This is a genomic window from Brevibacterium yomogidense, from assembly GCF_900163715.1.
In the GTDB taxonomy this organism is placed as follows: Bacteria; Actinomycetota; Actinomycetes; order Actinomycetales; family Brevibacteriaceae; genus Brevibacterium; species Brevibacterium yomogidense_A.
In genome coordinates this window covers 177,055-197,331 of sequence record NZ_FWFF01000003.1, presented here as the reverse complement: position 1 = coordinate 197,331, position 20,277 = coordinate 177,055, and the positions used below count along the sequence as shown (strand labels likewise).

The window sequence follows — 20,277 nt, the reverse complement described above, 5'->3', positions numbered from 1 at the left end:
AGTGAGTGCAATCCGGCCCCCGAGAGCGCTCTCGGGGGCCGGATTGCACTCACTCGAGGGAATGGTTCCTGTGGAGTGGCGCGCGAGGGCTGGTCGTGGGGAGGGTCCGCGTGAGCTGGCAGTGCGGAAGGTGCGCGGGAAGGGTGCTTGCTCAGTGTAGGCGGAGACCGTGGGGGAGGGTCCCGACCCGACTGCGGAACGCGGCGGCGGTCGTGTCCGTCCGGCGCTGGCGCTCGACGTACTCCGACCGGGTGCGGACGATCACCGCCGCGAGGAACATCTCCGGTGTGGTCCCCGCCGGCGGCGCAGGGGCGATGTACGGGTTGAGCTCCTCCGCGAGTTCGACCGCCCGCGCGTGGCGGGATTCAGGCGTGCGCTGGGACGCGGAGGACAGGAACTGCACGATGCGGTGGTGGAGTCCGGCCGGCAGCGGGGAGACGTCTGCCTTCGGGGTCCAGCCGTAGAGGTGAGGGTGCAGGACGATCTGATCATGCCGGGGACGGGTCGCACGCTCGCTCACGGCCAGGGTGCCGGCGAGCATGTCGCCCAGGCGCTTGCTGCGACTGGACAGCAGGCCCACCAGCGCGGCGATCGACCCGCCCGTCGCGAGCACCTCGAACTGCCAGAGGAGCGCACGGATGAGGGCGTGGCGGAAGCTGATCGCGCCCCCGTCGTCGCGGACCACGCGCAGTCCCAGGGCGAGCTTCCCCAGTGAGCGGCCGCGCATCAGCAGCTCGACGGCACACGGGATCGCGACGGTCGTGAAGACCGTCAGCAGGATCGCGATCGATGAGGCGACGAGGTCCCACTGGAGCTGGGCCTCGGACAGGATCCACGTCGCGCAGATGAACAGCGCGACGTACACGATGGTGTAGGCCACGGCGTCGATGACGGCCGACAGCGCCCGGGCGGCGTAGTGGGCCGGTTGGACCCGGAGGGCGACGGCCTCGCCTGTCACAAGCACGCTCATGTGCTCCATCGTCCCATAGGGGCAGGGCTCCGGTGACCGTGCGCACCGCGGTGACGCGACGGCGCGGACTGCGGTGACGCGACCGTGCGGACTGCGGTGGCAGGGCGTCGCCTGGGTAGGGTGGGGGCATGGATCCCGCTCTCCTCGCACAGCTCCACGGACCCCAGTGGATGCACCTGGAACAGCTGGCGAAGAAGGTGCGGCTGAACCCGGCGGAGGCGTCGGAGTTCCTCACCCTCTACCGCGCGGCGTCGAAGGATCTGTCGCGGATCGTGACCGTCGCACCGGACTCGGAGACCGCCGCCCGCCTTTCCGTGATCGTCCACCGCGCGCGCACGCACCTGTCGTCGATCCCGCGCGGTCCGATGTCCGCGTTCGTGCGCTTCGCGGTGCGCTCGCTGCCGGCCTCCCTCTACCGATTGCGATGGATGTTCCTGGGCGTGACGGCCTTCTTCCTGGGCAGCGCCGTCGTCGCCGCCGTGTGGGCCCTCAACACGCCCGGCGCGCTCGATGCCCTCATGCCCCCGGCGCAGCAGCAGGCCTTCGCCGAGGACGAGTTCGTCGACTACTACAAGGAGAATCCCAACTCCGTCTTCGCCCTGGGCGTCTGGACGAACAACGCCTGGATCGCCGTGCAGTGGATCGCGCTGGGGATCACAGGGATCTACGTGGTCTTCGGGCTGCTCATGAACGGCGTCAACGTCGGATTCTCCGCCGCCGTCATGTACGCGCATGACTACGAAGCGGACTTCTGGTCCTACATCCTGCCGCACGGGATCCCGGAGATCACGTGCATCCTGATCGCGGCGGCCGCAGGCCTGCAGATCTTCGTCGCATGGGTGATCCCGCGGGCGATGACCCGCGGGCAGGCGCTCGCGAAGGAGGCCAGGTCCCTCATGACCGTGGCGGGAGGACTCGTCTTCTTCCTCTTCCTGTCCGGACTGGTCGAGGGCTTCATCACGCCGAACCCGCTGCCCGTCTGGCTGAAGATCTCCGTGGGCGTGGGCCTCACGCTGGGGATCTTCGCCTACGCGACGCTGCTGGGCCGACCCGTGCTGATGGCGGGCGGCGACGGCGACCTCGAGGAGGAGCGCGCCGGCTACCGCACGGTCGTCGCCTACTGACGCAGCCGCCGTCTCCCGGATCAGAGTCGGCCGGAGGACTTCAGCATGATGTAGAGGTCCGCGAGCGCCGGCGGCAGATCGTCGGGTGATTCGTGCACGGAGTGCACACCCAGACCGGACAGCGCGTGGATGAGGGACCGGGACTCCAGCAGCTCGCGCTCCGCGGCCGCGGCGGTGTACACCTGCTCCGTCGTGAAGCGGGCAGACGCCATGTCCTGGAGCGCTGGATCCGCCACGGACGCGATCGCGACCATGTGACGACGGGTGAGGACGGGGAGCGCGGGCAGCAGATCCTCCGCGATCGTCGCCGGATCCAGCGCCGTGACGAAGACGACGAGCGCGCGGTGGGAGGTGACCCCCATGACGGCGGAGACGATCGTCTCCCAGTCCGCCTCGAGCAGCTCCGGAGTGATCGGCGTGATGCGGTGCATGAGATGGTCGAGCGAGGCCATCCTGCCGAGCGGGCCGACGCGTGCGCGGACGCGTGCATCCGCGACCAGCACGTCCACGCGGTCGCCCGCACCGGCGGCGAGGCCTGCGAGGAGCAGCCCCGATTCGATCGCCGCGTCGAACGCGGTGCCCGTCCCCACGTAGCGGGCGGACAGCCGGGACGAGTCGAGGACGATGATGACGCGACGATCCCGTTCGGGCCGGTACGTCCGCACCATCACCTCCTGCGCACGTGCCGTCGCCCGCCAGTCGATGGAGCGGACGTCGTCGCCGCGGACATACTCCCGCAGCGAATCGAATTCGGTGCCGGCGCCCTTGAGCATGACCGCAGTGCGACCCTCCAGCTCGCGGAGCCTGCGGAGCTTCGACGGGAGGTGCCTGCGGGAGTGGAACGGCGGCAGCACGGTGATCGCCGCCGGCACCTCGACGCTGCGCTGACGGGCGACGAGCCCGACCCACGAGGTCGACCGGACCGTGATCCGGTCCGCGCGCAGCATCCCGCGCCGTGTGGGCCGCAGCACGGTCGTCCTCTCGTAGGGGGACCCGGGCCGGACCGTCGCGCGGAACCGGTTGTCCTGCGCACCCGCGGTCGGCGCCCATGCGTCGCGGACGAGCAGGCGACGTGCACGCCGTCCGCTGTTCGTGACGGTGAGGACCGCGTGTGTGTCCTCGCCCAGCCGGATGCGCGGTCCCGGGGTGCGCTGGAAGCCGAGCGCGCGGATCCCGGGAGCCGCCAGCCAATCGAGCAGCCCGATGATCGCGAGCACCCCGAGCAAGACGAGGAACGTCGTGCCCTCCGGACGCAGCGCGATGGGCACCGCGGCGATCGCAGTGAGGACGAGGAAGCGCCAGGTCAGTGCCACGGGCGGCCCCCGGTTCGGAGCGCAGCACCGGGCAGGGCCTGCGGTGAGATCGACGGCATGGAGGAGGGACTCACCGTGGGACGTTCACCGATTCGACGATCGAGGCCAGCACCCGGTCGATGTCGGCCCCCTCCATCTGCGCTTCGGGGCGCAGGGCGATGCGGTGGCGGAACGTCATCGGCACGAGCGACTTCACGTCGTCGGGCGTGATGTAGCCGCGGCCGGAGAGCCACGCCTTCGCTTGAGAGGCCGCGAGCAGGCGGGTGGCACCGCGCGGCGAGACGCCCAGTGCCAGCGAGGGGGCCTGACGCGTCGCCTGGACGATGTCGACGATGTAGGCGATCACCTCGGGCGCGCAGTGCACCTGCGCCGCCCGGTTCCCCGCCCGCAGGAGCTCCTCCGGCCCTGCCACGCGGGCGATGCCCGCGTCTCGCAGCCGGTGCGCGTCGAAGCCCTCGGCGTGACGCGTGAGGATCGAGAACTCGGTGTCGCGGTCCGGCAGTCCCAGGACCAGCTTGAAGAGGAACCGGTCCAACTGGGCCTCCGGCAGCGGATACGTGCCCTCGTACTCGATCGGGTTCTGCGTCGCGGCGACGAGGAACGGCGGGGCGAGCCGACGCGATGTCCCATCGACGGTCACCTGACGCTCCTCCATCGACTCGAGGAGTGCGGACTGCGTCTTGGGCGGAGTGCGGTTGATCTCGTCGGCGATGAGGAGGTTGGTGAACACCGGGCCCTCGCGGAATGAGAAGTCCCCGGACTTCGCGTCGTAGACCATCGAGCCCGTGATGTCTCCGGGCATCAGATCGGGGGTGAACTGCACACGCTGCGAGTCCAGGTCGAGGGACTGCGCGATCGAGCGCACGAGCAGGGTCTTCGCCACGCCCGGCACCCCCTCGAGTAGGACGTGACCCTGCACCAGCAGTGCGAGCAGGATCCCCTCGACCGCCTGGGTCTGCCCGACGACCGCCTTGCCCGTCTCCTCGCGCACGCGCAGCAGGACCTCGCGCAGCTGAGCGTCCTCGTCCGTGAGCACGAGCGATTCCGCCGGTGCCGGCGCATTCACCCCGTCGCGCGGCGGCGCGAACTGTGCGCCGTCCGGGTTCACAGGAGCCTGGACCGGCCGCCCCTGCGGCGAGTGTTCGCCGTGCAGGCTCTGCGAGGGATAGGCCCCTGACTGACCCTGCGGGGGATGGGCACCCGGCTGGTTCTGCTGGGTGTGGGCGCTCTGCTGGCCCTGCTGGTGCGGCTGCGGGTAGGTGCCCGGCCGACCCTGCTGTGCTGGGTATCCCTGGAGACCCGGCTGGCCCTGCTGCGTCGGATGTCCCTGGGGACCCGGCTGGCTCTGAGTCCCCGGCTGGGCCTGGGAATCCGGCTGGCCCTGGGGACCGTGCTGGCCCGGCTGGCCGTGCTGGCCCTGGGGACCCGGCTGCGGAGGGGGAACGGTCATAGGGGGTCGACCTCGCTCTCGATGGTGGTGATGTCGATGGAGATGCGGATGAGCGTCTCGTCGTCGTGGGGCTGGTCAGTGAGCAGGACGGCCTCCGCCCAGGCCGGATCGAGCCCGGACTGGGCAGCGGCACGAGCGACGACCTCGGCGGCGGGTGCGTCGGGCGGCAGCGCGAGGCGGCGGCCGATCCGCACGAGTGCGGCGGTCCGCAGGTCGGCGAGCGCCTCCGCACGGGCCTGCGACCGCTGAAGGAGCGCGCTGCGACCGCGCACGGTCTCTGCGGCGGGCACGATCACGGGCAGCGGCTCGATCGCGAGCGGACCGAGCCTGCGGCCGTACACCAGCAGCGCGACGAGGACGACGGGCAGCGACCACAGCAGAGCCGCCACCGCCCACCGGGGGAACAGCCACGTGGGCGATCCGCCCGCGCCGCCCTCGTCACCCTCGACGGGCTGATCGGACTGGACGGGGTAGTAGTAGGTCAGCGGTTCGTCGGTGCCCAGGACGCCCGCGACGAGCGACATGTGCCCCTCCTGGGCGAGCGTGCCGTTCGCGAACCACTGCGTGGAGCCCATGACGGTGAGGGTCCCGCCGGCGTCGCCGTGGGGGACCTGTGCGTACACGCCGTGCGGGACGACGTCGCCCGAGTCCGCGCCGTAGCAGAAGGTCGAATCCGCGGGCTCTGAGCTCGTCGAGAAGTATTCGTCCCCGGTGTCCTCGTGGCGCACGTTGCCCGCGGTGTTCGCGATGTCCGCCTCGCAGTTCGGAGCGCGGCGCGACGGGGGCGCACCCGCACCCTCGCTGAGGTAGTCGTAGAGCAGGGCATCGGTCCAGACCTCGACCTGCTGCTCCGGTGCGATGAGCACGATCCGTGCGCCGGATGCGGCGGCGCGGGCGGAGAGGTCCTCGATCGCGGGATCCGACAGCGTCCAGTCGGCCGCGTAGATCGCGACCGTCTCTCCCGCGTCCACTGCCGCGCCGGCCTCGCCCAGCGATTCGGTGGTGGTGAGGTCCCGCCCGTGGTCGCGCAGGACCTCGACGAATGCGCGGCCGCCGCTGTCCTCGGTCGACTCGTAGTGCAGCGGCGACGTGTTCTCCCCGCCCTGGACGAGCACAGTGACGATCGCGGCGATGAGCACGACGATCGCTGCGACGACCCACAGGGCTGAGGACCGGGCGAGGCCGCCGGCACGTGCGAGGACTCCCGGACCGGTCGCGGACCGGGTGCCGCGGATCGCGACGTCGGTCTGCGCGCTCATGCGCCACCGCCCGAGGTGCCGGTCGGCTGACCGTCGCCGGCGCTCGATCCGATGCCGGCGGCGTGCGGGGCCGAGTCCGTCGGTGCTGAGTCGATCGGCGCGGGTGCATCGGAGGTGATCCGTGCGTCGAGTGCTCCCGCGTCCTCCCACGCGGTGCGGGTGACGCGGCTGCCGGAGAAGGACACGTCGTCGAAGAGGGTCGCGAGCCGGGTGAAGGCATCGGCCGCACGGGGGAGTGCCGCGCTGGAGGCGGCCGCGAGCTCCTGTGCCGTCGACGCGCGGTCGATGACGATCCGCTGCGCGTTCGCCTGCTCCGCGAAGACTGCTCGGACCAGGTCCTGCACCGCGAGCCGCCAGTTTTCGGCCGCCGCGGCCTCGGCGGCCGTGCGACGCAGCGCGACGGGGTCGAGCTGCGAGCGGAACACGGGCTGGCGAGCGGCGACGTGCTCCAGGCGCACGTTCGCGCTGCGGCGGGTCCACCACACTGCGAGCACGATGAGCGCGATCACGGCGAGGACCAGCACGATCGTGAGCGCCGGGGACTCGATGCCGGTCGCGGAATCGAGCATGTCGGCGAAGAAATCGCTGATGGCCCGCCCGATCCGCTCGAATAGGGTCATGTCCGCTTCTCTGTAGAGGGGATCCGACAGCTCGTCGCGGGCCCACTGCTGCCCCTCGTCACGGTCCGGCTGGGCGAGGAGTGCGGACTGTGCCTGTGCCTGCGACGGTAGGAGGGGATCCGTGCCTGCGGGCATCAGCGCGGACCTCCCGCACCGCTGAGATGCGCCAGCGGGTCGGTGGAGTCCACGGTCCGCGCGGCGGCTGCCTCCTCGAGCTCCGCACGGTGGAGCAGGACGAGGTCGTATCCCTCCCGGCGCATGCGCCGATCGAGGTACACCATCGCGACGACTCCGCTCAGGAACGCGAACATGAGCGCAGTCGCGCCGATCGCGACGGCTCCGATCGCGACGCCCATCCCGATGCCCAGCGCGATCCCGGCGAAGGCCGCAGCACCGGAGCCGCCGTCGAGCGACAGCACGACGAAGACGAGGATGAAGACGAACATGAGCACGAACAGGATCGGGGTCAGGATGAGGCTCACGACCTGTGAGGACAGGAAGTAGGACAGCGCGAGCTGGCCGAAGGACTTCCAGAACCCCCTGCGTGTCAGGTCCCACGACCGCTTCAGCGCCGCGAAGACGCCCAGGTCCTCGACGGCGAGCGCGGCGCCTGCGAGCGCGGACTTCGTGAAGAGGTAGGCCGTCGCGGCGACCCACAGGGCGACTCCCAGTGTGGCGACGAGGACGCCGGCCGCCGGAGACAGCACCAGCAGGACGAGGCCCGGGGCGACGAGGACGCCCAGGACGAGGACGTGGGCCGCGAGGCACACGACGCACAGCAGCACCAGCCGCAGCCGGCGGCCGCGCAGGGCACGCCACACGGCGGACAGCGTCGTGCGCTCACGGGAGAACGCAGAATCGGCCGCGACCGCGGCGAAGGCGGACAGCAGCTGGACCAGGGAGAGGATGAGGAAGGAGGCCGCCACGGACACGGTCTGGATCACGATGTTGAGTCCGATCCCCGCTTCGGGGTTCTCGAGCACGCGTCCGATGAATCCGGCGTTCCCCACGACGAGCGCGGTGAACGTGAGGCCCGCGGCGAGGGTCACGAGCGTGTGGACGATCATCGCGATCCCGAACGTCGCGCCGGGAGCGAAGCGGAGCAGGCGGAACCCGCCGTCCATGGCCTCGAAGAACGTGAACGGCCTCTTCGGGAGCGTTCCGGGCTGGGGCGCGGGCATCCACTGCGCGGGCGGCCTGGCGCCGCTGCGATCACGGAGAGTGCCGCTCGCCCAGTCGACCTCGGTGCCCCACACCGAGTGCGGTGAGGTGGTCACACGCGCCTCCCGGACTGTCCGTACTCACTGTGTCGGCTGGTCATCGGCACCATCCTGCCATGAGCACCCGACGACGCGCGTTCCGGACTTCACAGAGGTTCCGTCGCGGGTCCTGTGCGCCGATGGCCGCGACGTTTGGAACAATGGGCGGCATGAATGCACGCATCCTGGTGGTCGATGACGATACGGCGCTCGCGGAGATGATCGGAATCGTCCTCAAGAGTGAGGGCTTCGAACCGGAGTTCTGCGCAACGGGCGACGGCGCCATCGAGGCGTTCCGCGAGATGCGGCCCGACCTCGTCCTGCTCGACCTCATGCTGCCCGGCAAGGACGGACTGGAGGTCTGCCGTGAGATCCGTGCCGAAGCCGGCACGCCCATCATCATGCTCACGGCGAAGTCCGACACGGTCGATGTCGTCGCCGGGCTCGAGGCGGGGGCCGACGACTACGTCCCCAAGCCCTTCAAGCCGAAAGAGCTCATCGCCCGCGTCCGTGCCCGCCTGCGCCTCACGGAGCCCGCTGCCCCGGAGGTCCTCCAGGTCGCCGATGTGACGATCGATGTCGCCGGCCACCAGGTCACCCGAGGCGGTGAGCCGATCTCGCTGACACCGCTCGAGTTCGATCTGCTCGTCGCGCTCGCCCGCAAGCCGTGGCAGGTGTTCTCGCGTGAGATCCTCCTCGAAGAGGTGTGGGGGTACCGCCACGCGGCGGACACGAGGCTGGTCAACGTGCACGTCCAGCGGCTGCGATCGAAGATCGAGAAGGATCCGGAGAACCCGGAGATCGTCGTGACGGTCCGCGGCGTCGGCTACAAGGCGGGTCAGTCGGCGTGAGTGCCGACAGGAGGGCGCACGGATGAGCCGAGCCCCGGCGGTCGCGGAGGTCCTCGGTGCGACCGGCCGCGGCATCGCGGACCTCACGCGCTGGCTCGTCTCGCTCTTCTCGCGGTCCCTGCAGGTCCGCATCGTGGTGCTCACGGTCGTGCTCACGCTGGTGGCCATCTTCGGCGTCGGCACCTACATGACGCAGGTGATCGCCCGCGGACTCTTCGAATCGAAGCTGTCCGTCGTCTCCGACCAGACGAACACCTACGTCGCACAGATCGAGTCCGTGGCATCCGAGGAGGATCTGGGGGAGGCGCTCACGGTCCAGCTCCAGAGCATGTTCTCGCGCTCGCCGTCACCGCTGCGGTCGATCAGCCTCGAACCGCGCGATGCGAACAGCAGCGTGCTGCCGGTCACCGTGCTCGACACCGTGCAGGGCTCCCCCCGCGTCGAGGAGCTGCCGGAGGACTTCCGACAGCAGGTCTCGGATTCCGTCGCGGATCAGCAGCGCTACACCTCGATCAACCTCGCGGAGAGCGGTGAGATACCAGGACTGGTGGTCGCGCAGCCGCTGTCGGTGCCCGGCGCCGGTCAGTTCGACCTCTATGTCATCGCCGACCTGTCGGAGGAGCAGGCGACGCTCGACTTCGTGACCCGCGCCGCCGCCGTCGCCGGCGTCGTGCTCGTCGTGCTCGTGGGTGCGGTCGGTCTGCTCGTGTCCCGACTCGTGGTGACCCCTGTGAGGACGGGTTCCGAGGTCGCCCGCGAGATCGCCGACGGGGACCTGGACCGCCGCATGCCGGTGACCGGTCGCGACGAGCTGTCCCAGCTGGCGCAGAGCTTCAACGACATGGCGGACAGCATGCAGGAGCAGATCCTGCGGATGGAGCGGTTGTCCGTCCTCCAACGGCAGTTCGTCTCCGACGTGTCGCACGAGCTGCGCACACCGCTGACGACGATCCACATCGCCTCCGACATGCTGTACGAGTCGCGCGACGAGTTCGATGCGTCGGCCCGACGCAGTGCAGAGCTGCTGAACTCCCAGGTCGACCGGTTCGAGCAGCTGCTGGGCGACCTGCTGGAGATCTCCCGCTACGACGCCGGCGCCGCCGAGCTCGTCGTGCATCCGCACGATCTGCGGGAGATCGTCACCGGTGTCGTCGAGACGGTGATGGTCGTGGCGGACCGGTCGGGATCGCAGGTCCGGGTGCATGCGCCCACGGCTCCCGTCATGGCCGAGCTGGACCGCGTCCGGATCACCCGCGTCGTGAGGAATCTTGTGGTCAACGCCATCGAGCACGGTGACGGCCGTCCGATCGACGTCCACCTCGGATCGAACGCCGAGGCTGCGGCGGTGAGCGTCCGCGACCACGGGATCGGCATGAGCACCGAGCACGTCGAGCACGTCTTCGACAGGTTCTGGCGTGCCGATCCGTCCCGCAAGCGCACTCTGGGGGGATCCGGCCTGGGGTTGGCGATCGCGCTCGAGGACGCGCACCTGCACGGCGGCTGGCTGCAGGCGTGGGGCGAGCTGGGGGAGGGGTCGTGCTTCCGACTCACGATCCCGCGTCGCGACGGCCAGGCGATCACGACCTCGCCGCTGCCGCTCCCGCCTGCGGACGCCGCGCCCCGCGCCGCGCTCGTGGCAGGGCCGACGAGCTCCGACGGGTCGGTGCGCATCCAGACCGGCAGCATCCCGATCGTCGTCGAGGCGAGTGCGGATGAGCAGGGAGAGGGAGCACGAACGGGGGACGAGCACGATGTGTGAGAAGCGGGGGCCGCTGGCAGCACTGGTGGCGACGCTGCTCGTCCTGAGCGGCTGCGCGTCGATTCCGAGCTCCGGCGAATCGGGCGTGATCGACGTCCAGGACCGTCCGGAGCGGGTCCAGTCGGAGGTCGAGCCCGAGGGCCCTGTCGAGGGCGCCGACCCGAACACCATCGTCCGCGGGTTCCTGGCGGCCGGTGCGGGCTACTCCGACGACTTCGCGGTGGCGCGGTCGTTCCTCACGGACGACTTCGCGAATGAGTGGGACCCGCAGTCGAACGTGGTCATCATGCCGCCGGGCGACGACTTCGACACGGTCACGGCAGAGGTGTCCTCAGACCAGCAGAGCATCTCCATGAGCGTCCCCGTCGCCGCGTCGCTCGACAGCCAGCGCGTCTACCGCGAGGAGCGCGGCGGCTCCGAGGCCGACCGCGAGTTCTCGCTGCGGCAGGTGAACGGCGAATGGCGGATCTCCTCCGCTCCCCAGGGGCTGGTCCTCACCTCCTCGTCGTTCACGACCGTCTACGATTCCTACCCGCTGTACTTCTACGCGCCAGGCTTCGACTACCTCGTCGCCGACCCCCGGTGGTTCGTGCGGTCCCCGGCGGCCGCGACCGAGGTGATGACGGAGCTCCTCGCCGGCCCCGCCGATTACCTGGGCGGGTCGGTCATCTCCGCTCTGCCCGACGGGACCCGGCTCGAGCCGCACTCCGTCACGGTGTCCGGGGGCATCGCCCAGGTCGGACTCGACGAGACGGCGCAGGGACTCGACGAGGAGACGGATGCCCGCATCCTCGGCCAGGTGTCCGCAACGCTTCGCGGCCTGTCCTCGACGAACGCGATCGAGGTGACGACGCCGGCGGGCAGCCTGGACGCCCCGCCCGGCGACAGCGCGCCCATCGGCGTGCCGATCGATGCGCGCCCGGTGCTGATCGCGGACGGAACCCTGGCCCGTCTGGACGAGACGCGGGTCGAGCCCATCCCGGACCTCCCGGAACTGGGCGACGACCCCACCGACCCCGCCGTCTCGATCGACGATTCGACCTTCGCGTACCTCGCGGACGAGGGCCGCGAGCTGCACCGCATCCTTCCCGGCGGTGACGGCGACGCGATCGTCCTGACCGATGACGACGGTCTCACCGGCCCGAGCTTCGACCGCTACGGGGGCGTCTGGACGGCCTCCCGTGAGCAGGGGGACTCCGGTCACGTCACCGTGGTCCTCGCATCGGGCGACGCCGTCGACGTCTCCGTCCAGTGGTTGGCGAATCGCACCGTGGAGGCGCTGCGGGTGTCCCGCGACGGGACCCAGATCGCGGTGCTGTCCCGGAACGGGACCGGCGCACCTAGCATCGACGTGATCGGCATCAACCGCACCGCCGAGGGCATTCCCACCGGTGTCGTCCCGTCTGCGCCGCTTCGGGTGGGCGCGGGCTTCGAGAACATCGTGGACCTGTCCTGGGCGGGGTCCGCGCAGCTGGCGGTCCTCGCGGCGGACGCAGCCGGTGAGGAGCCGCAGCCCTACCTGGCTCCGGTCTCCGGTCCCGCCCAGTCGCTGGGCGACGTGCGGGGCGGATCCTCGATCACCGCGAGCTCCGATGCGCGCTCGATCCGGGTGAGCACCGAGGACGGCGAGCTGTTCTCCTTTGGAGCGGACACCTGGCAGAAGGTCGTCGACCTCGTCGTCCACGATCCCGCCTACCCGGGCTGATCGTGGACGGGGCACCGCGTCGACCGCGGTTCGTCCGCAGACTTGGGGCCGTCGGTCACGAACTGCTCGACCTCGCCCTGCCGCGGACCTGTGCGGGCTGCGGGGTGGAGACCGTGAGTCTCTGCGGCCCGTGCCTCACGCACCTGGCGCCTGCGACGCGCACGGTCGTGCCGCGCTACGGGCTGCTGCCCGTCGCCGGGGCGGGGGAGTACACCGGCACGCTGCGCAGCGTCATCGTCGCGCTCAAGGCGCGGCGGCGGACGGACGTCGTCCCGGTGGTCGGCATCCTGCTGGCGGCGGCGATCGCGCATGCCCTCGAGGAGTCCGGCTACGCGGGCGGCGACGTGGCCGTCGTCCCCGTCCCGGCCTCGGCGGCGGCGCTGCGCGAGCGCGGACGCGACCTCGTCGGCGACCTCACGGCCCACGCCTGCGGACTGCTCGCCGAGGACGGGCTGGACATCCGGCCGGCGCACGTGCTGACGGTCGTGCGCCACCGCGACCAGGTGGGGTCCGGCGCGCGGGAGAGGCGGCGCAACGTCGCCGGCACGCACGCGCCGCGCCGCGACCGGGGTGGTGGCGGAGGATGGGAGCGGGTGAGGTCCGCCGCGCACGTGGTGATCGTGGACGACGTGCTCACGACCGGGTCGACACTCGCGGAGGCGACGAGGGCCCTGAACGAAGGGGGAGCGCAGGCGGTGGTGTGCGCGGTCATCGCGGTGACCGAGGACGGGCGCGCCGGGCACGACGAGGGGGCTGCCGGCTCCGTCTGAGACGTATGACGCGCCAGTGTGATCTGGACTTCATTCGGCGTTCACGATGGTGTTCAATGGAGTGTACCCATCCACCGAATGGGTACGGAGCGATCCGTGAAGCGATTCGCCAAGGAGAGACACCATGGACGTCGTAGTGAAGGGCCGCCACCAGGCCGTTTCGGACAGCTTTCAGGCCCACGCCGCGGAAAAGGTCTCAAAGGTCGAACAGCTCTCTCCCCGTGCGCAGGCCGTCGAGGTCCAGCTCAGGCACGAGAACACGAAGAACCGCGAAGAAGAGCAGCGCGTCGAGATCACCGTCTTCCAGAAGGGCCCGGTGCTCCGTGCGGAAGCCGCAGCGGATGACAAGTACGCGGCACTCGACCTCGCATGGGCCAAGCTGCTCGAGCGACTGCGCCGGACGAAGGACCGGAACAAGGTCGCGCGGTCCGGGCACCGCCGCAAGAGCTCCACGGGTGAAGCACTCGCAGCGATGCCGGTCATCGATCCGCTCGTCCCGGAGGACGGCTCTGTCGCAGAGCCCCACGACGGATCCGCGAACGGGGTCCCGGACGCGTCCGACCAGACGAACGGCCGCATCAGGGCCGAAGGCGATTCGCCGGTCGTCCTGCGTGAGAAGCGCTTCCCGGCGCAGCCGATCGGCATCGAGGAGGCCCTGAACCGCATGGAGATGGTCGGGCACGACTTCTACCTCTTCATCGACGAGGAGAATGAGCAGCCGTCCGTCGTGTACCGCCGGAAGGGCTGGAGCTACGGCGTCATCGCCCTGGACGAGACGATGTCTCCCGACAGCGCAGAGGTCCCGTCCTGACGACGACCACGAGGGGTCGCACGCCGACCCTGTCGACGGAGGCGGCGAAGCGCATCGCGCTCGCCGCCTCCGGCTTCGACCGGCCGCGTCCCCGGGCCCCGCACGCGGGCCACCTGCGCCGGGTGTTCGATCGGCTGTCCGTGGTCCAGATCGATTCAGTCCAGGCGGTCACCCGGTCCCACTACCTCCCCTTCTTCTCCCGCCTGGGCCCCTATCCGCGCTCACGTCTCGACTCCCTTCTCCATGAGGCGCCGCGCATGGGCGTCGAGTACTGGGCGCACGAAGCGGCGTACGTGGCGCCTGCGACGGTGCACGCGTTCCACCGCCGCCGGGCGGAGTGGTTCATCCGGGACTACGGGCAGCGGGATCCCGAGCACGGAGCGGACTTCGTCGCACTCATGGAGGCGCTCGTCGTCGAGCTGGCGGAGGGGCCCGGCACCGCGCGCGCACTGGCGGACCGCGTGCCGCACTCGCTGCCCGAGCACGACCGGGATCACTGGGGATGGAACCCGTCGCGCACGAAGTCCGCGCTCGAGGCGCTGTTCCGCGCGGGGAGGATCGCGTGCTCGGGGAGGACGCCCCAGTTCGAGCGCGTCTACGCGCTGTCCGCTCACACGCACCCGGAGCTCCCCGCCCCCGACCTGGTGTGGGGGACGGCGGATGATCCGGACCTGGGCATCCGGCCGGGACCGGGGCGGATCCGCCCCGGGGTGACGGGGCTCGAGGACGATGCCGTGTCGCTCGTGCGACTGGCCGGACCGGCTCTGGGGATCGGCACCGTCGACTGCTTCGCGGACTACTTCCGCCTGCCCCAGGCGACGACGCGCCGGGCCATCGAGGCGCTCACGCAGTCGGGCGAGCTCCAGGAGGTGTCCGTCGACGGGGTCCGCGCCTGGCGCTGGCACGAGGCGGTCGCGCCGCGGGCCGTGCGGGCGACGGCGCTGCTGGCGCCCTTCGATCCGCTGGTCTTCAACCGCCGGCGCATCCGCTGGCTGTTCGGCTTCGACTACCGCATCGAGATCTACACCCCTGCCGACCGGCGGAGGTACGGCTACTACGTCATGCCGTTCCTCCACGACGAGGAGCTGCGCGCACGGGTCGATGTGCGGGCCGTGCGCGATGAGGGGACGCTGCGGGCGGCGGTGCATATGGAGCCCGGCGAGGACTGCGGAGCGGCCGTCCAGCAGGAACTGCGGGAACTCGCAGGGTGGTTGGGGCTATCTGAAGTCGAGGTCCTGCCGCCCGGGCAGATATGCTGAGAGGCGGATTTCAGACTGTGGACCGCGTGGGAGCATGCGGGGCGAAGGAGAATCGTGGCGAACCTGCTCGAGAAGCTGTTGAGGACCGGCGAGGGCCGCACGCTCAAGAGGCTGCGCACCTATACGGCCGCGATCAACAACCTGTCCGAGGAGTTCGAGGCGCTGTCGGACACAGAGCTCCGCGAGGAGACCGACCGCTTCAAGAAGCGCTACCAGGACGGCGAGACGCTCGACATGCTGCTGCCGGAGGCATTCGCCGCCGTGCGCGAAGCCTCGGCCCGCACCGTGGGCCTGCGCCACTTCGACGTGCAGCTGATGGGCGGAGCCGCCCTGCACCTGGGCAATATCGCAGAGATGAAGACGGGTGAGGGCAAGACGCTCGTCGCCACGCTCCCCGCCTATCTCAACGCGCTCACCGGCAAGGGCGTGCACATCATCACGGTGAACGACTTCCTCGCCGACTACCAGTCGAACCTCATGGGCCGCGTCTTCCGCTTCCTCGGCATGGAGACCGGCTGCATCAAGGCGCAGATGAGCAATGACGACCGCCGCAAGCAGTACGCCGCGGACATCACCTACGGCACCAACAACGAGTTCGGCTTCGACTACCTCCGCGACAACATGGCGTGGTCCGTCGACGAGATGGTGCAGCGCGGGCACAACTTCGTCATCGTCGACGAGGTGGACTCGATCCTCATCGACGAGTCCCGCACACCGCTCATCATCTCCGGACCGTCGGAGGGCGACGCGGACCGCTGGTACGGCGAGTTCTCACGGGTCGTCAAGCGGCTGAAGGCCGAACGGGACTACGAGGTCGACGAGAAGAAGAAGACGATCGGCATCCTGGAGTCCGGCATCGACAAGGTCGAGGACTACCTGGGCATCGGCAACCTCTACGACTCGGACAACACCCCGCTCATCAGCTTCCTCAACAACGCCATCAAGGCGAAGGAACTCTTCACCAAGGACAAGGACTACGTCGTCATGGACGGCGAAGTGCTCATCGTCGACGAGCACACGGGCCGCATCCTCAAGGGGCGCCGCTACAACGAGGGCCTCCACCAGTCGATCGAGGCGAAGGAGGGCGTCGAGGTCAAGGCGGAGAACCAGACGCTCGCGACCATCACCCTGCAGAACTACTTCCGCCTGTACGACAAGCTCTCCGGCATGACGGGCACCGCGGAGACCGAGGCCGCCGAATTCATGTCGACCTATCAGCTGGGTGTCGTGCCGATCCCCACGAACCGGCCGATGCAGCGCGTCGACCACTCGGACGTCGTGTACAAGCACGAGAAGGCGAAGTTCAACGCGATCGTCGACGACATCGCCGAGGCCCACGAGGGCGGGCAGCCCGTGCTGGTCGGCACGACCAGCGTCGACAAGAGCGAGTACCTCTCCAAGCTGCTGGGGAAGCGCGGCATCCGGCACGAGGTCCTGAACGCGAAGAACCACGCGCGGGAGGCCGCGATCGTCGCGATGGCGGGCCGCCGGGGTGCCGTCACTGTCGCGACGAACATGGCCGGCCGCGGTACGGACATCATGCTGGGCGGCAACGCCGAGTTCCTCGCCGTGGCGAAGATGGAGGCCAAGGGCCTCGACCCCCGGGAGGACCCGGAGGCGTACGAGGCGGCATGGCCGGATGTCCTCGCAGAGGTCGAGAAGGACGCGAAGAAGGAGGCCGAGGAGGTCCGCGAAGCGGGCGGCCTCTACGTGCTCGGCACGGAGCGCCACGAATCGCGTCGCATCGACAACCAGCTGATGGGCCGTTCCGGGCGTCAGGGCGACCCCGGCGACAGCCGGTTCTACCTGTCGCTCACGGACGACCTCATGCGGCTCTTCGGATCGGGCGCGGCGGAGCGGATCATGTCGATCGCGAACGTTCCGGACGATGTGCCGCTCGAGGCGAAGATGGTGTCCCGCGCCATCCAGTCCGCGCAGAACCAGGTCGAGGAGCGCAACGCGGAGCAGCGGAAGAACGTGCTCAAGTACGACGATGTCCTGAATCGCCAGCGCAAGGTGATCTACCAGGAGCGTCGTCGCGTGCTCGAAGGAGCGGACCTCGCCGAGCAGATCCAGAAGTTCCGCGATGAGGTGCTCGATGAGTACGTCACCGCGGCGACGGCCGGACCGCCGGACGCCTGGAAGATCGACGAGCTGTTCGAGGCCCTGGAGAGGCTCTACAGCCCGTCGTTCACGGCAGAGGAGCTCATCGAGGACGCGAACGGCACCACGGGACTCACGCGTGAGAAGATCCGCTCCGAGGTCCAGTCGGACGCGGACCTCTTCTACGATCGCCGTGAGGAGCAGCTGGGTGAGGAGGCGACCCGTGAACTCGAGCGTCGCGTCACCCTCTCCGTCATGGACAAGCGCTGGCGCGAGCACCTGTACGAGATGGACTACCTGAAGAACGGGATCGGGCTGCGCGCGATGGCGCAGCGAGACCCGCTCGTCGAGTACCAGCGCGAGGGCTTCGAGATGTTCACCGCGATGCAGGAGGGAATCAAGGAGGACGTCGTGCGTCTGGCGAACACGCTCGAGGTGAAGGTGAAGAGGCCGACCGCGGCTGTGGGCGCGAAGGGCTCCGGCGCTCAGCTGGGCGCCGGGGCGTCGAACGGCGAGGCCGGCGGGGGAGTCTCCGTGGAGGCCGAGGAGCTCAAGCCGAAGAAGCCGCATCTGCACCTCAGCGCTCCGGATGAGTCCGGCGGTGTGAACGAGAGCGACGACGAGGCGGCGGCCGGTGACGCTCCGACGAACCGTGCCGAGCGTCGGAAGCGCAAGCGCGGCGCCTGACAGGAGCAGGCCGGCCCTGGGCATGGGCGCAGGGTGCAGAGGGCTCAGATGCTGAGGAACTCGCTGAGTCGCCAGCGCGACCTCCGTCGCTCCATCCGCAGTGCGAGAGCTCGCGGGCGCCTGGTCGTCCGTACGACGAGGGAGATCTCCACGATGGAGTCGGCCACCTCGCAGAGCCGTGCGACGGAGACCCCGATGGGCCGATCGGCGTGGGGGTTGCCCTGCGCCAGCGCGCTGCGGACCCGGGTGTGCTCGACGATCCGCTCGTAGAGGGATCCTTCGACCCATCGTTCGACGGACTGGGCCGCGCGTGCGCCCACGAGCACCTCGACCAGTGCGGTCGCCAGCGCCGGTGCCATGGATGTCAGCAGCGCGCGATCCTCGGCGGCCAGCGGGCTGTCCGAAGCGGGCACGGCCCCGGCAGTGGTCGTGACTGTGCGAGGTTCCGCGGAGGCCGGTCGCGCTGCCACAGGGTGCGGGTGCGCACGCGGCCTCACGAGACTGAGCACGGGAGCGTCCTCCTCGGCCGGTGGGGAAGCAGGTGGGGCGCCCACGGCGGAACGCACTTGGTGGTCGGTGTGGGGTGCGGCGCTCATGGCAGCACCAGGCGCTGGCCGGGGAGGAGCAGGTTCGCGTCGTCGCCGATCGTCGCTCTGTTCGCGGCATGGATCTCCTCGACCCGATCCGTCAGCTGCGGCGCCGCAGCTGACGGCAGGTCGTCGGCGACGATCCGCCACAGGGTGTCTCCGGAGGAGACGATGTGGAACTGGCCCTCGTCGTCGGCGTGACCACCATGACCACCAGCGTCTTCACCGGAGTCTTCCCCCGCATCCGCACCGTCTGAGAGCGGCCACGCGGGGTCCTGCGCTCCCTCCGCTCCCGGCCCGGGTGTCAGGGGCCAGGCCGGCGATGACGATGCAGGCGGCGACTGCTGCGCAGCCGGTGACGACGGTGCGGCCGCCGCCGCCGGCGAGGATGATGCGGCCAGTGACGGCGCTGTGAGCCCGACGACGGAGAGGGACCCGCCCACGGCTGCGGCGACGATCGAGCGGATCGCCAGGGGAGCGGCACGCAGCGCGGCCGCACGGAGGGGGACAGCGGCCAGGCCGCATGCTCGGCACAGGCGCCAGGCGAGGACGAGATGCACGGAGAGTGCAGTCCGCGCGCCCGCGAGGACGGCCGCACCTCCGGCGATCAGCAGCAGAGCGGCTCCGGCATCCCCGGACAGCGCTTCTGCGCCGAGTTCCCGGACCGAGGCCAGGAGCAGGATCGTGCCCGCAGCGTGGGCGAGGGCGAAAGCGGTCAGACGGCGCAGTCCCATGTGCACTCCTTCGTGGTGGATGCTCAACGATAGCAAAGAGCATCAAATGCATCAATAGATCAAGCAGGGCCTCGATGTGCGTGCACTGCTCCCTAAAGAGGAGCAGAAGAGTGCAGGCGGTGTGATCCCCGTGGCATACTGCGGATATGGGAAGACGAGTGGGCGTCGCCGATGACGCCGATGACAGATTCCTCCGCCTCTTCGAGGACCTGGAGGCGCAGGCGTCGGGCCGCGATCTGCATGAGCGTCTGGGCGAGTTCTCCGACCTCGTCGCGGGCGAGGCGGCGGACCACGCGCTCGCGGACCGCCTGGCGGGTGCGGTGGGACACCGCATCGTCGTCTCGACCGCCGGAGTCCGCTTCGCCGGCCGGCTCGAGACCGCGGCGCAGACCTGGGTCCTCGTCGCGCTCGACGGGGGCGGGGAGGTGCTCGTCTCTGCGGCGCACATCGACGATGTGCGGGTCGAGTCCTGTTCCCATGCGCAGCCGCAGGAGACGCTGTCGATCGCGTCGCCGCTGCGCCGGTGGCGGGCGGAGCAGATCCCGTGCGCGGTCGCCACCACCAGTGCGGCCGGGGGTGTCCGGACGGTCGTGGGTCGGCTGGACCTGGTGGCCGAGGACTACGTCGAGATCACCGAGTCATCGGGACGTGACTCCGCCCGGAGCCCCGTGGGTGCTCCGGGCGGAGGTCTGCTCGTGCCGATCCCGGCGATCGCGTACGTGCGACCGGAGAAGAGGATGCTGTGACGGCGGGTGCCGCGTCAGTCCGCGGTGCCCGCGTCGACGTCCGCGCGGACCTCTGCGTACATCCGCTGGATGTAGTCCTCGAGCTCCGTCTTCTCCACGCGCCACTGACCGCGACCGCCCACCTTGATGGCGCGGAGGTCGCCGGACCGCACGAGTGCACGGGCCTGTGCGACGGACACGTTGAGGACCTCGGCGACATCGGTGAGCGGCAGGAAGCGGGTTTCAACAGCCATGAGGAGTCCTTTCGCGTCATGAGCACGCTGATTGGTG

General features: G+C 70.0%; 17 protein-coding genes and 1 pseudogene. 9 read left to right on the top strand and 9 right to left on the bottom strand.

Annotation, left to right across the window (positions count from 1 at the left end; translation table 11 throughout):
• Positions 1 to 151: 151 nt before the first annotated feature.
• Positions 152 to 970, bottom strand: coding sequence for an RDD family protein (locus tag FM105_RS03640; protein ID WP_256970202.1), 819 nt, complete (start codon positions 968 to 970; stop codon positions 152 to 154).
• 128 nt (positions 971 to 1,098) lie between these two features.
• Between FM105_RS03640 and FM105_RS03635 the strand changes: the two genes are divergently transcribed.
• Positions 1,099 to 2,094: a stage II sporulation protein M gene (locus FM105_RS03635; protein ID WP_087004917.1), complete on the top strand. Its 996-nt coding sequence runs from the start codon at positions 1,099 to 1,101 to the stop codon at positions 2,092 to 2,094.
• 20 nt (positions 2,095 to 2,114) lie between these two features.
• Here FM105_RS03635 and FM105_RS03630 read toward each other — a convergent pair whose 3' ends face one another.
• The 5 genes from FM105_RS03630 to FM105_RS03610 all read right to left on the bottom strand — a co-directional run bounded on the left by FM105_RS03630 (position 2,115) and on the right by FM105_RS03610 (position 8,013).
• Entirely contained in the window at positions 2,115 to 3,407 is a 1,293-nt protein-coding gene (locus FM105_RS03630; protein WP_087004914.1) for a DUF58 domain-containing protein, read from the bottom strand.
• Between the two features lie 70 nt (positions 3,408 to 3,477).
• Complete coding sequence (locus FM105_RS03625) at positions 3,478 to 4,857, bottom strand: AAA family ATPase (protein WP_087004912.1); 1,380 nt, start codon at positions 4,855 to 4,857, stop codon at positions 3,478 to 3,480.
• Positions 4,854 to 6,116 (bottom strand): DUF4350 domain-containing protein, encoded by a 1,263-nt coding sequence (locus FM105_RS03620; protein WP_087004909.1) that lies wholly within the window; start codon positions 6,114 to 6,116, stop codon positions 4,854 to 4,856. Before FM105_RS03620 ends, FM105_RS03625 begins: the two co-directional genes overlap by 4 nt.
• Positions 6,113 to 6,871 (bottom strand): DUF4129 domain-containing protein, encoded by a 759-nt coding sequence (locus FM105_RS03615; RefSeq protein WP_087004906.1) that lies wholly within the window; start codon positions 6,869 to 6,871, stop codon positions 6,113 to 6,115. Before FM105_RS03615 ends, FM105_RS03620 begins: the two co-directional genes overlap by 4 nt.
• Complete coding sequence (locus FM105_RS03610; protein ID WP_087004904.1) at positions 6,871 to 8,013, bottom strand: hypothetical protein; 1,143 nt, start codon at positions 8,011 to 8,013, stop codon at positions 6,871 to 6,873. Before FM105_RS03610 ends, FM105_RS03615 begins: the two co-directional genes overlap by 1 nt.
• A 152-nt stretch (positions 8,014 to 8,165) precedes the next feature.
• On the opposite strand from FM105_RS03610, the gene mtrA reads away from it, so the two are divergent.
• From mtrA to secA, 7 genes and pseudogenes are all read left to right on the top strand, one after another.
• Entirely contained in the window at positions 8,166 to 8,846 is a 681-nt protein-coding gene (mtrA, locus tag FM105_RS03605) for an MtrAB system response regulator MtrA (protein WP_087004969.1), read from the top strand.
• Positions 8,847 to 8,868: 22 nt separating this feature from the next.
• A complete protein-coding gene (gene mtrB / locus FM105_RS03600) occupies positions 8,869 to 10,605 on the top strand; it encodes an MtrAB system histidine kinase MtrB (RefSeq protein ID WP_087004901.1) in 1,737 nt (578 codons plus the stop codon).
• Complete coding sequence (locus tag FM105_RS03595) at positions 10,559 to 12,310, top strand: LpqB family beta-propeller domain-containing protein (RefSeq protein WP_087004898.1); 1,752 nt, start codon at positions 10,559 to 10,561, stop codon at positions 12,308 to 12,310. The genes mtrB and FM105_RS03595 overlap by 47 nt, the downstream gene beginning before the upstream one ends.
• Before the next feature lie 2 nt (positions 12,311 to 12,312).
• Positions 12,313 to 13,080 carry a ComF family protein gene (locus tag FM105_RS03590; protein ID WP_101600469.1) on the top strand — a complete coding sequence of 256 codons (768 nt, stop codon included), beginning with the start codon at positions 12,313 to 12,315 and terminating at the stop codon, positions 13,078 to 13,080.
• Between the two features lie 124 nt (positions 13,081 to 13,204).
• Positions 13,205 to 13,891: a ribosome hibernation-promoting factor, HPF/YfiA family gene (hpf, locus tag FM105_RS03585; protein WP_087004892.1), complete on the top strand. Its 687-nt coding sequence runs from the start codon at positions 13,205 to 13,207 to the stop codon at positions 13,889 to 13,891.
• A gap of 140 nt (positions 13,892 to 14,031) precedes the next feature.
• Positions 14,032 to 15,150, top strand: coding sequence for a winged helix-turn-helix domain-containing protein (locus FM105_RS03580; RefSeq protein WP_256970201.1), 1,119 nt, complete (start codon positions 14,032 to 14,034; stop codon positions 15,148 to 15,150).
• A 54-nt stretch (positions 15,151 to 15,204) separates the two neighbouring features.
• Positions 15,205 to 17,697: pseudogene (gene secA / locus FM105_RS03575) on the top strand (preprotein translocase subunit SecA); the annotation flags it as partial.
• Positions 17,698 to 17,984: 287 nt separating this feature from the next.
• On the opposite strand, the gene FM105_RS03570 reads toward secA, so the two are convergent.
• The gene (locus tag FM105_RS03570) at positions 17,985 to 18,353 is read right to left on the bottom strand and encodes an Rv3235 family protein (RefSeq protein WP_143275810.1); all 369 of its coding nucleotides are present in this window, start codon (positions 18,351 to 18,353) and stop codon (positions 17,985 to 17,987) included.
• A gap of 179 nt (positions 18,354 to 18,532) precedes the next feature.
• Positions 18,533 to 19,261 carry a LysM peptidoglycan-binding domain-containing protein gene (locus tag FM105_RS03565; protein WP_087004879.1) on the bottom strand — a complete coding sequence of 243 codons (729 nt, stop codon included), beginning with the start codon at positions 19,259 to 19,261 and terminating at the stop codon, positions 18,533 to 18,535.
• Positions 19,262 to 19,407: 146 nt separating this feature from the next.
• Between FM105_RS03565 and FM105_RS03560 the strand changes: the two genes are divergently transcribed.
• Complete coding sequence (locus FM105_RS03560; RefSeq protein ID WP_143275809.1) at positions 19,408 to 20,007, top strand: hypothetical protein; 600 nt, start codon at positions 19,408 to 19,410, stop codon at positions 20,005 to 20,007.
• Positions 20,008 to 20,021: 14 nt separating this feature from the next.
• Here FM105_RS03560 and FM105_RS03555 read toward each other — a convergent pair whose 3' ends face one another.
• Positions 20,022 to 20,240 carry a helix-turn-helix domain-containing protein gene (locus FM105_RS03555; RefSeq protein WP_087004873.1) on the bottom strand — a complete coding sequence of 73 codons (219 nt, stop codon included), beginning with the start codon at positions 20,238 to 20,240 and terminating at the stop codon, positions 20,022 to 20,024.
• Positions 20,241 to 20,277 lie beyond the last annotated feature (37 nt).

Coding starts and splice junctions, on each gene's coding strand:
- FM105_RS03615 (WP_087004906.1), bottom strand. CDS start 6,871: ATGCCCGCAGGCACGGATCCCCTCCTACCGTCGCAGGCACAGGCACAG.
- FM105_RS03565 (WP_087004879.1), bottom strand. CDS start 19,261: ATGGGACTGCGCCGTCTGACCGCTTTCGCCCTCGCCCACGCTGCGGGC.
- FM105_RS03635 (WP_087004917.1), top strand. CDS start 1,099: ATGGATCCCGCTCTCCTCGCACAGCTCCACGGACCCCAGTGGATGCAC.
- hpf (WP_087004892.1), top strand. CDS start 13,205: ATGGACGTCGTAGTGAAGGGCCGCCACCAGGCCGTTTCGGACAGCTTT.
- FM105_RS03560 (WP_143275809.1), top strand. CDS start 19,408: ATGGGAAGACGAGTGGGCGTCGCCGATGACGCCGATGACAGATTCCTC.
- FM105_RS03555 (WP_087004873.1), bottom strand. CDS start 20,240: ATGGCTGTTGAAACCCGCTTCCTGCCGCTCACCGATGTCGCCGAGGTC.
- FM105_RS03625 (WP_087004912.1), bottom strand. CDS start 4,857: ATGACCGTTCCCCCTCCGCAGCCGGGTCCCCAGGGCCAGCACGGCCAG.
- FM105_RS03595 (WP_087004898.1), top strand. CDS start 10,559: ATGAGCAGGGAGAGGGAGCACGAACGGGGGACGAGCACGATGTGTGAG.
- mtrA (WP_087004969.1), top strand. CDS start 8,166: ATGAATGCACGCATCCTGGTGGTCGATGACGATACGGCGCTCGCGGAG.
- mtrB (WP_087004901.1), top strand. CDS start 8,869: ATGAGCCGAGCCCCGGCGGTCGCGGAGGTCCTCGGTGCGACCGGCCGC.
- FM105_RS03640 (WP_256970202.1), bottom strand. CDS start 970: ATGAGCGTGCTTGTGACAGGCGAGGCCGTCGCCCTCCGGGTCCAACCG.
- FM105_RS03620 (WP_087004909.1), bottom strand. CDS start 6,116: ATGAGCGCGCAGACCGACGTCGCGATCCGCGGCACCCGGTCCGCGACC.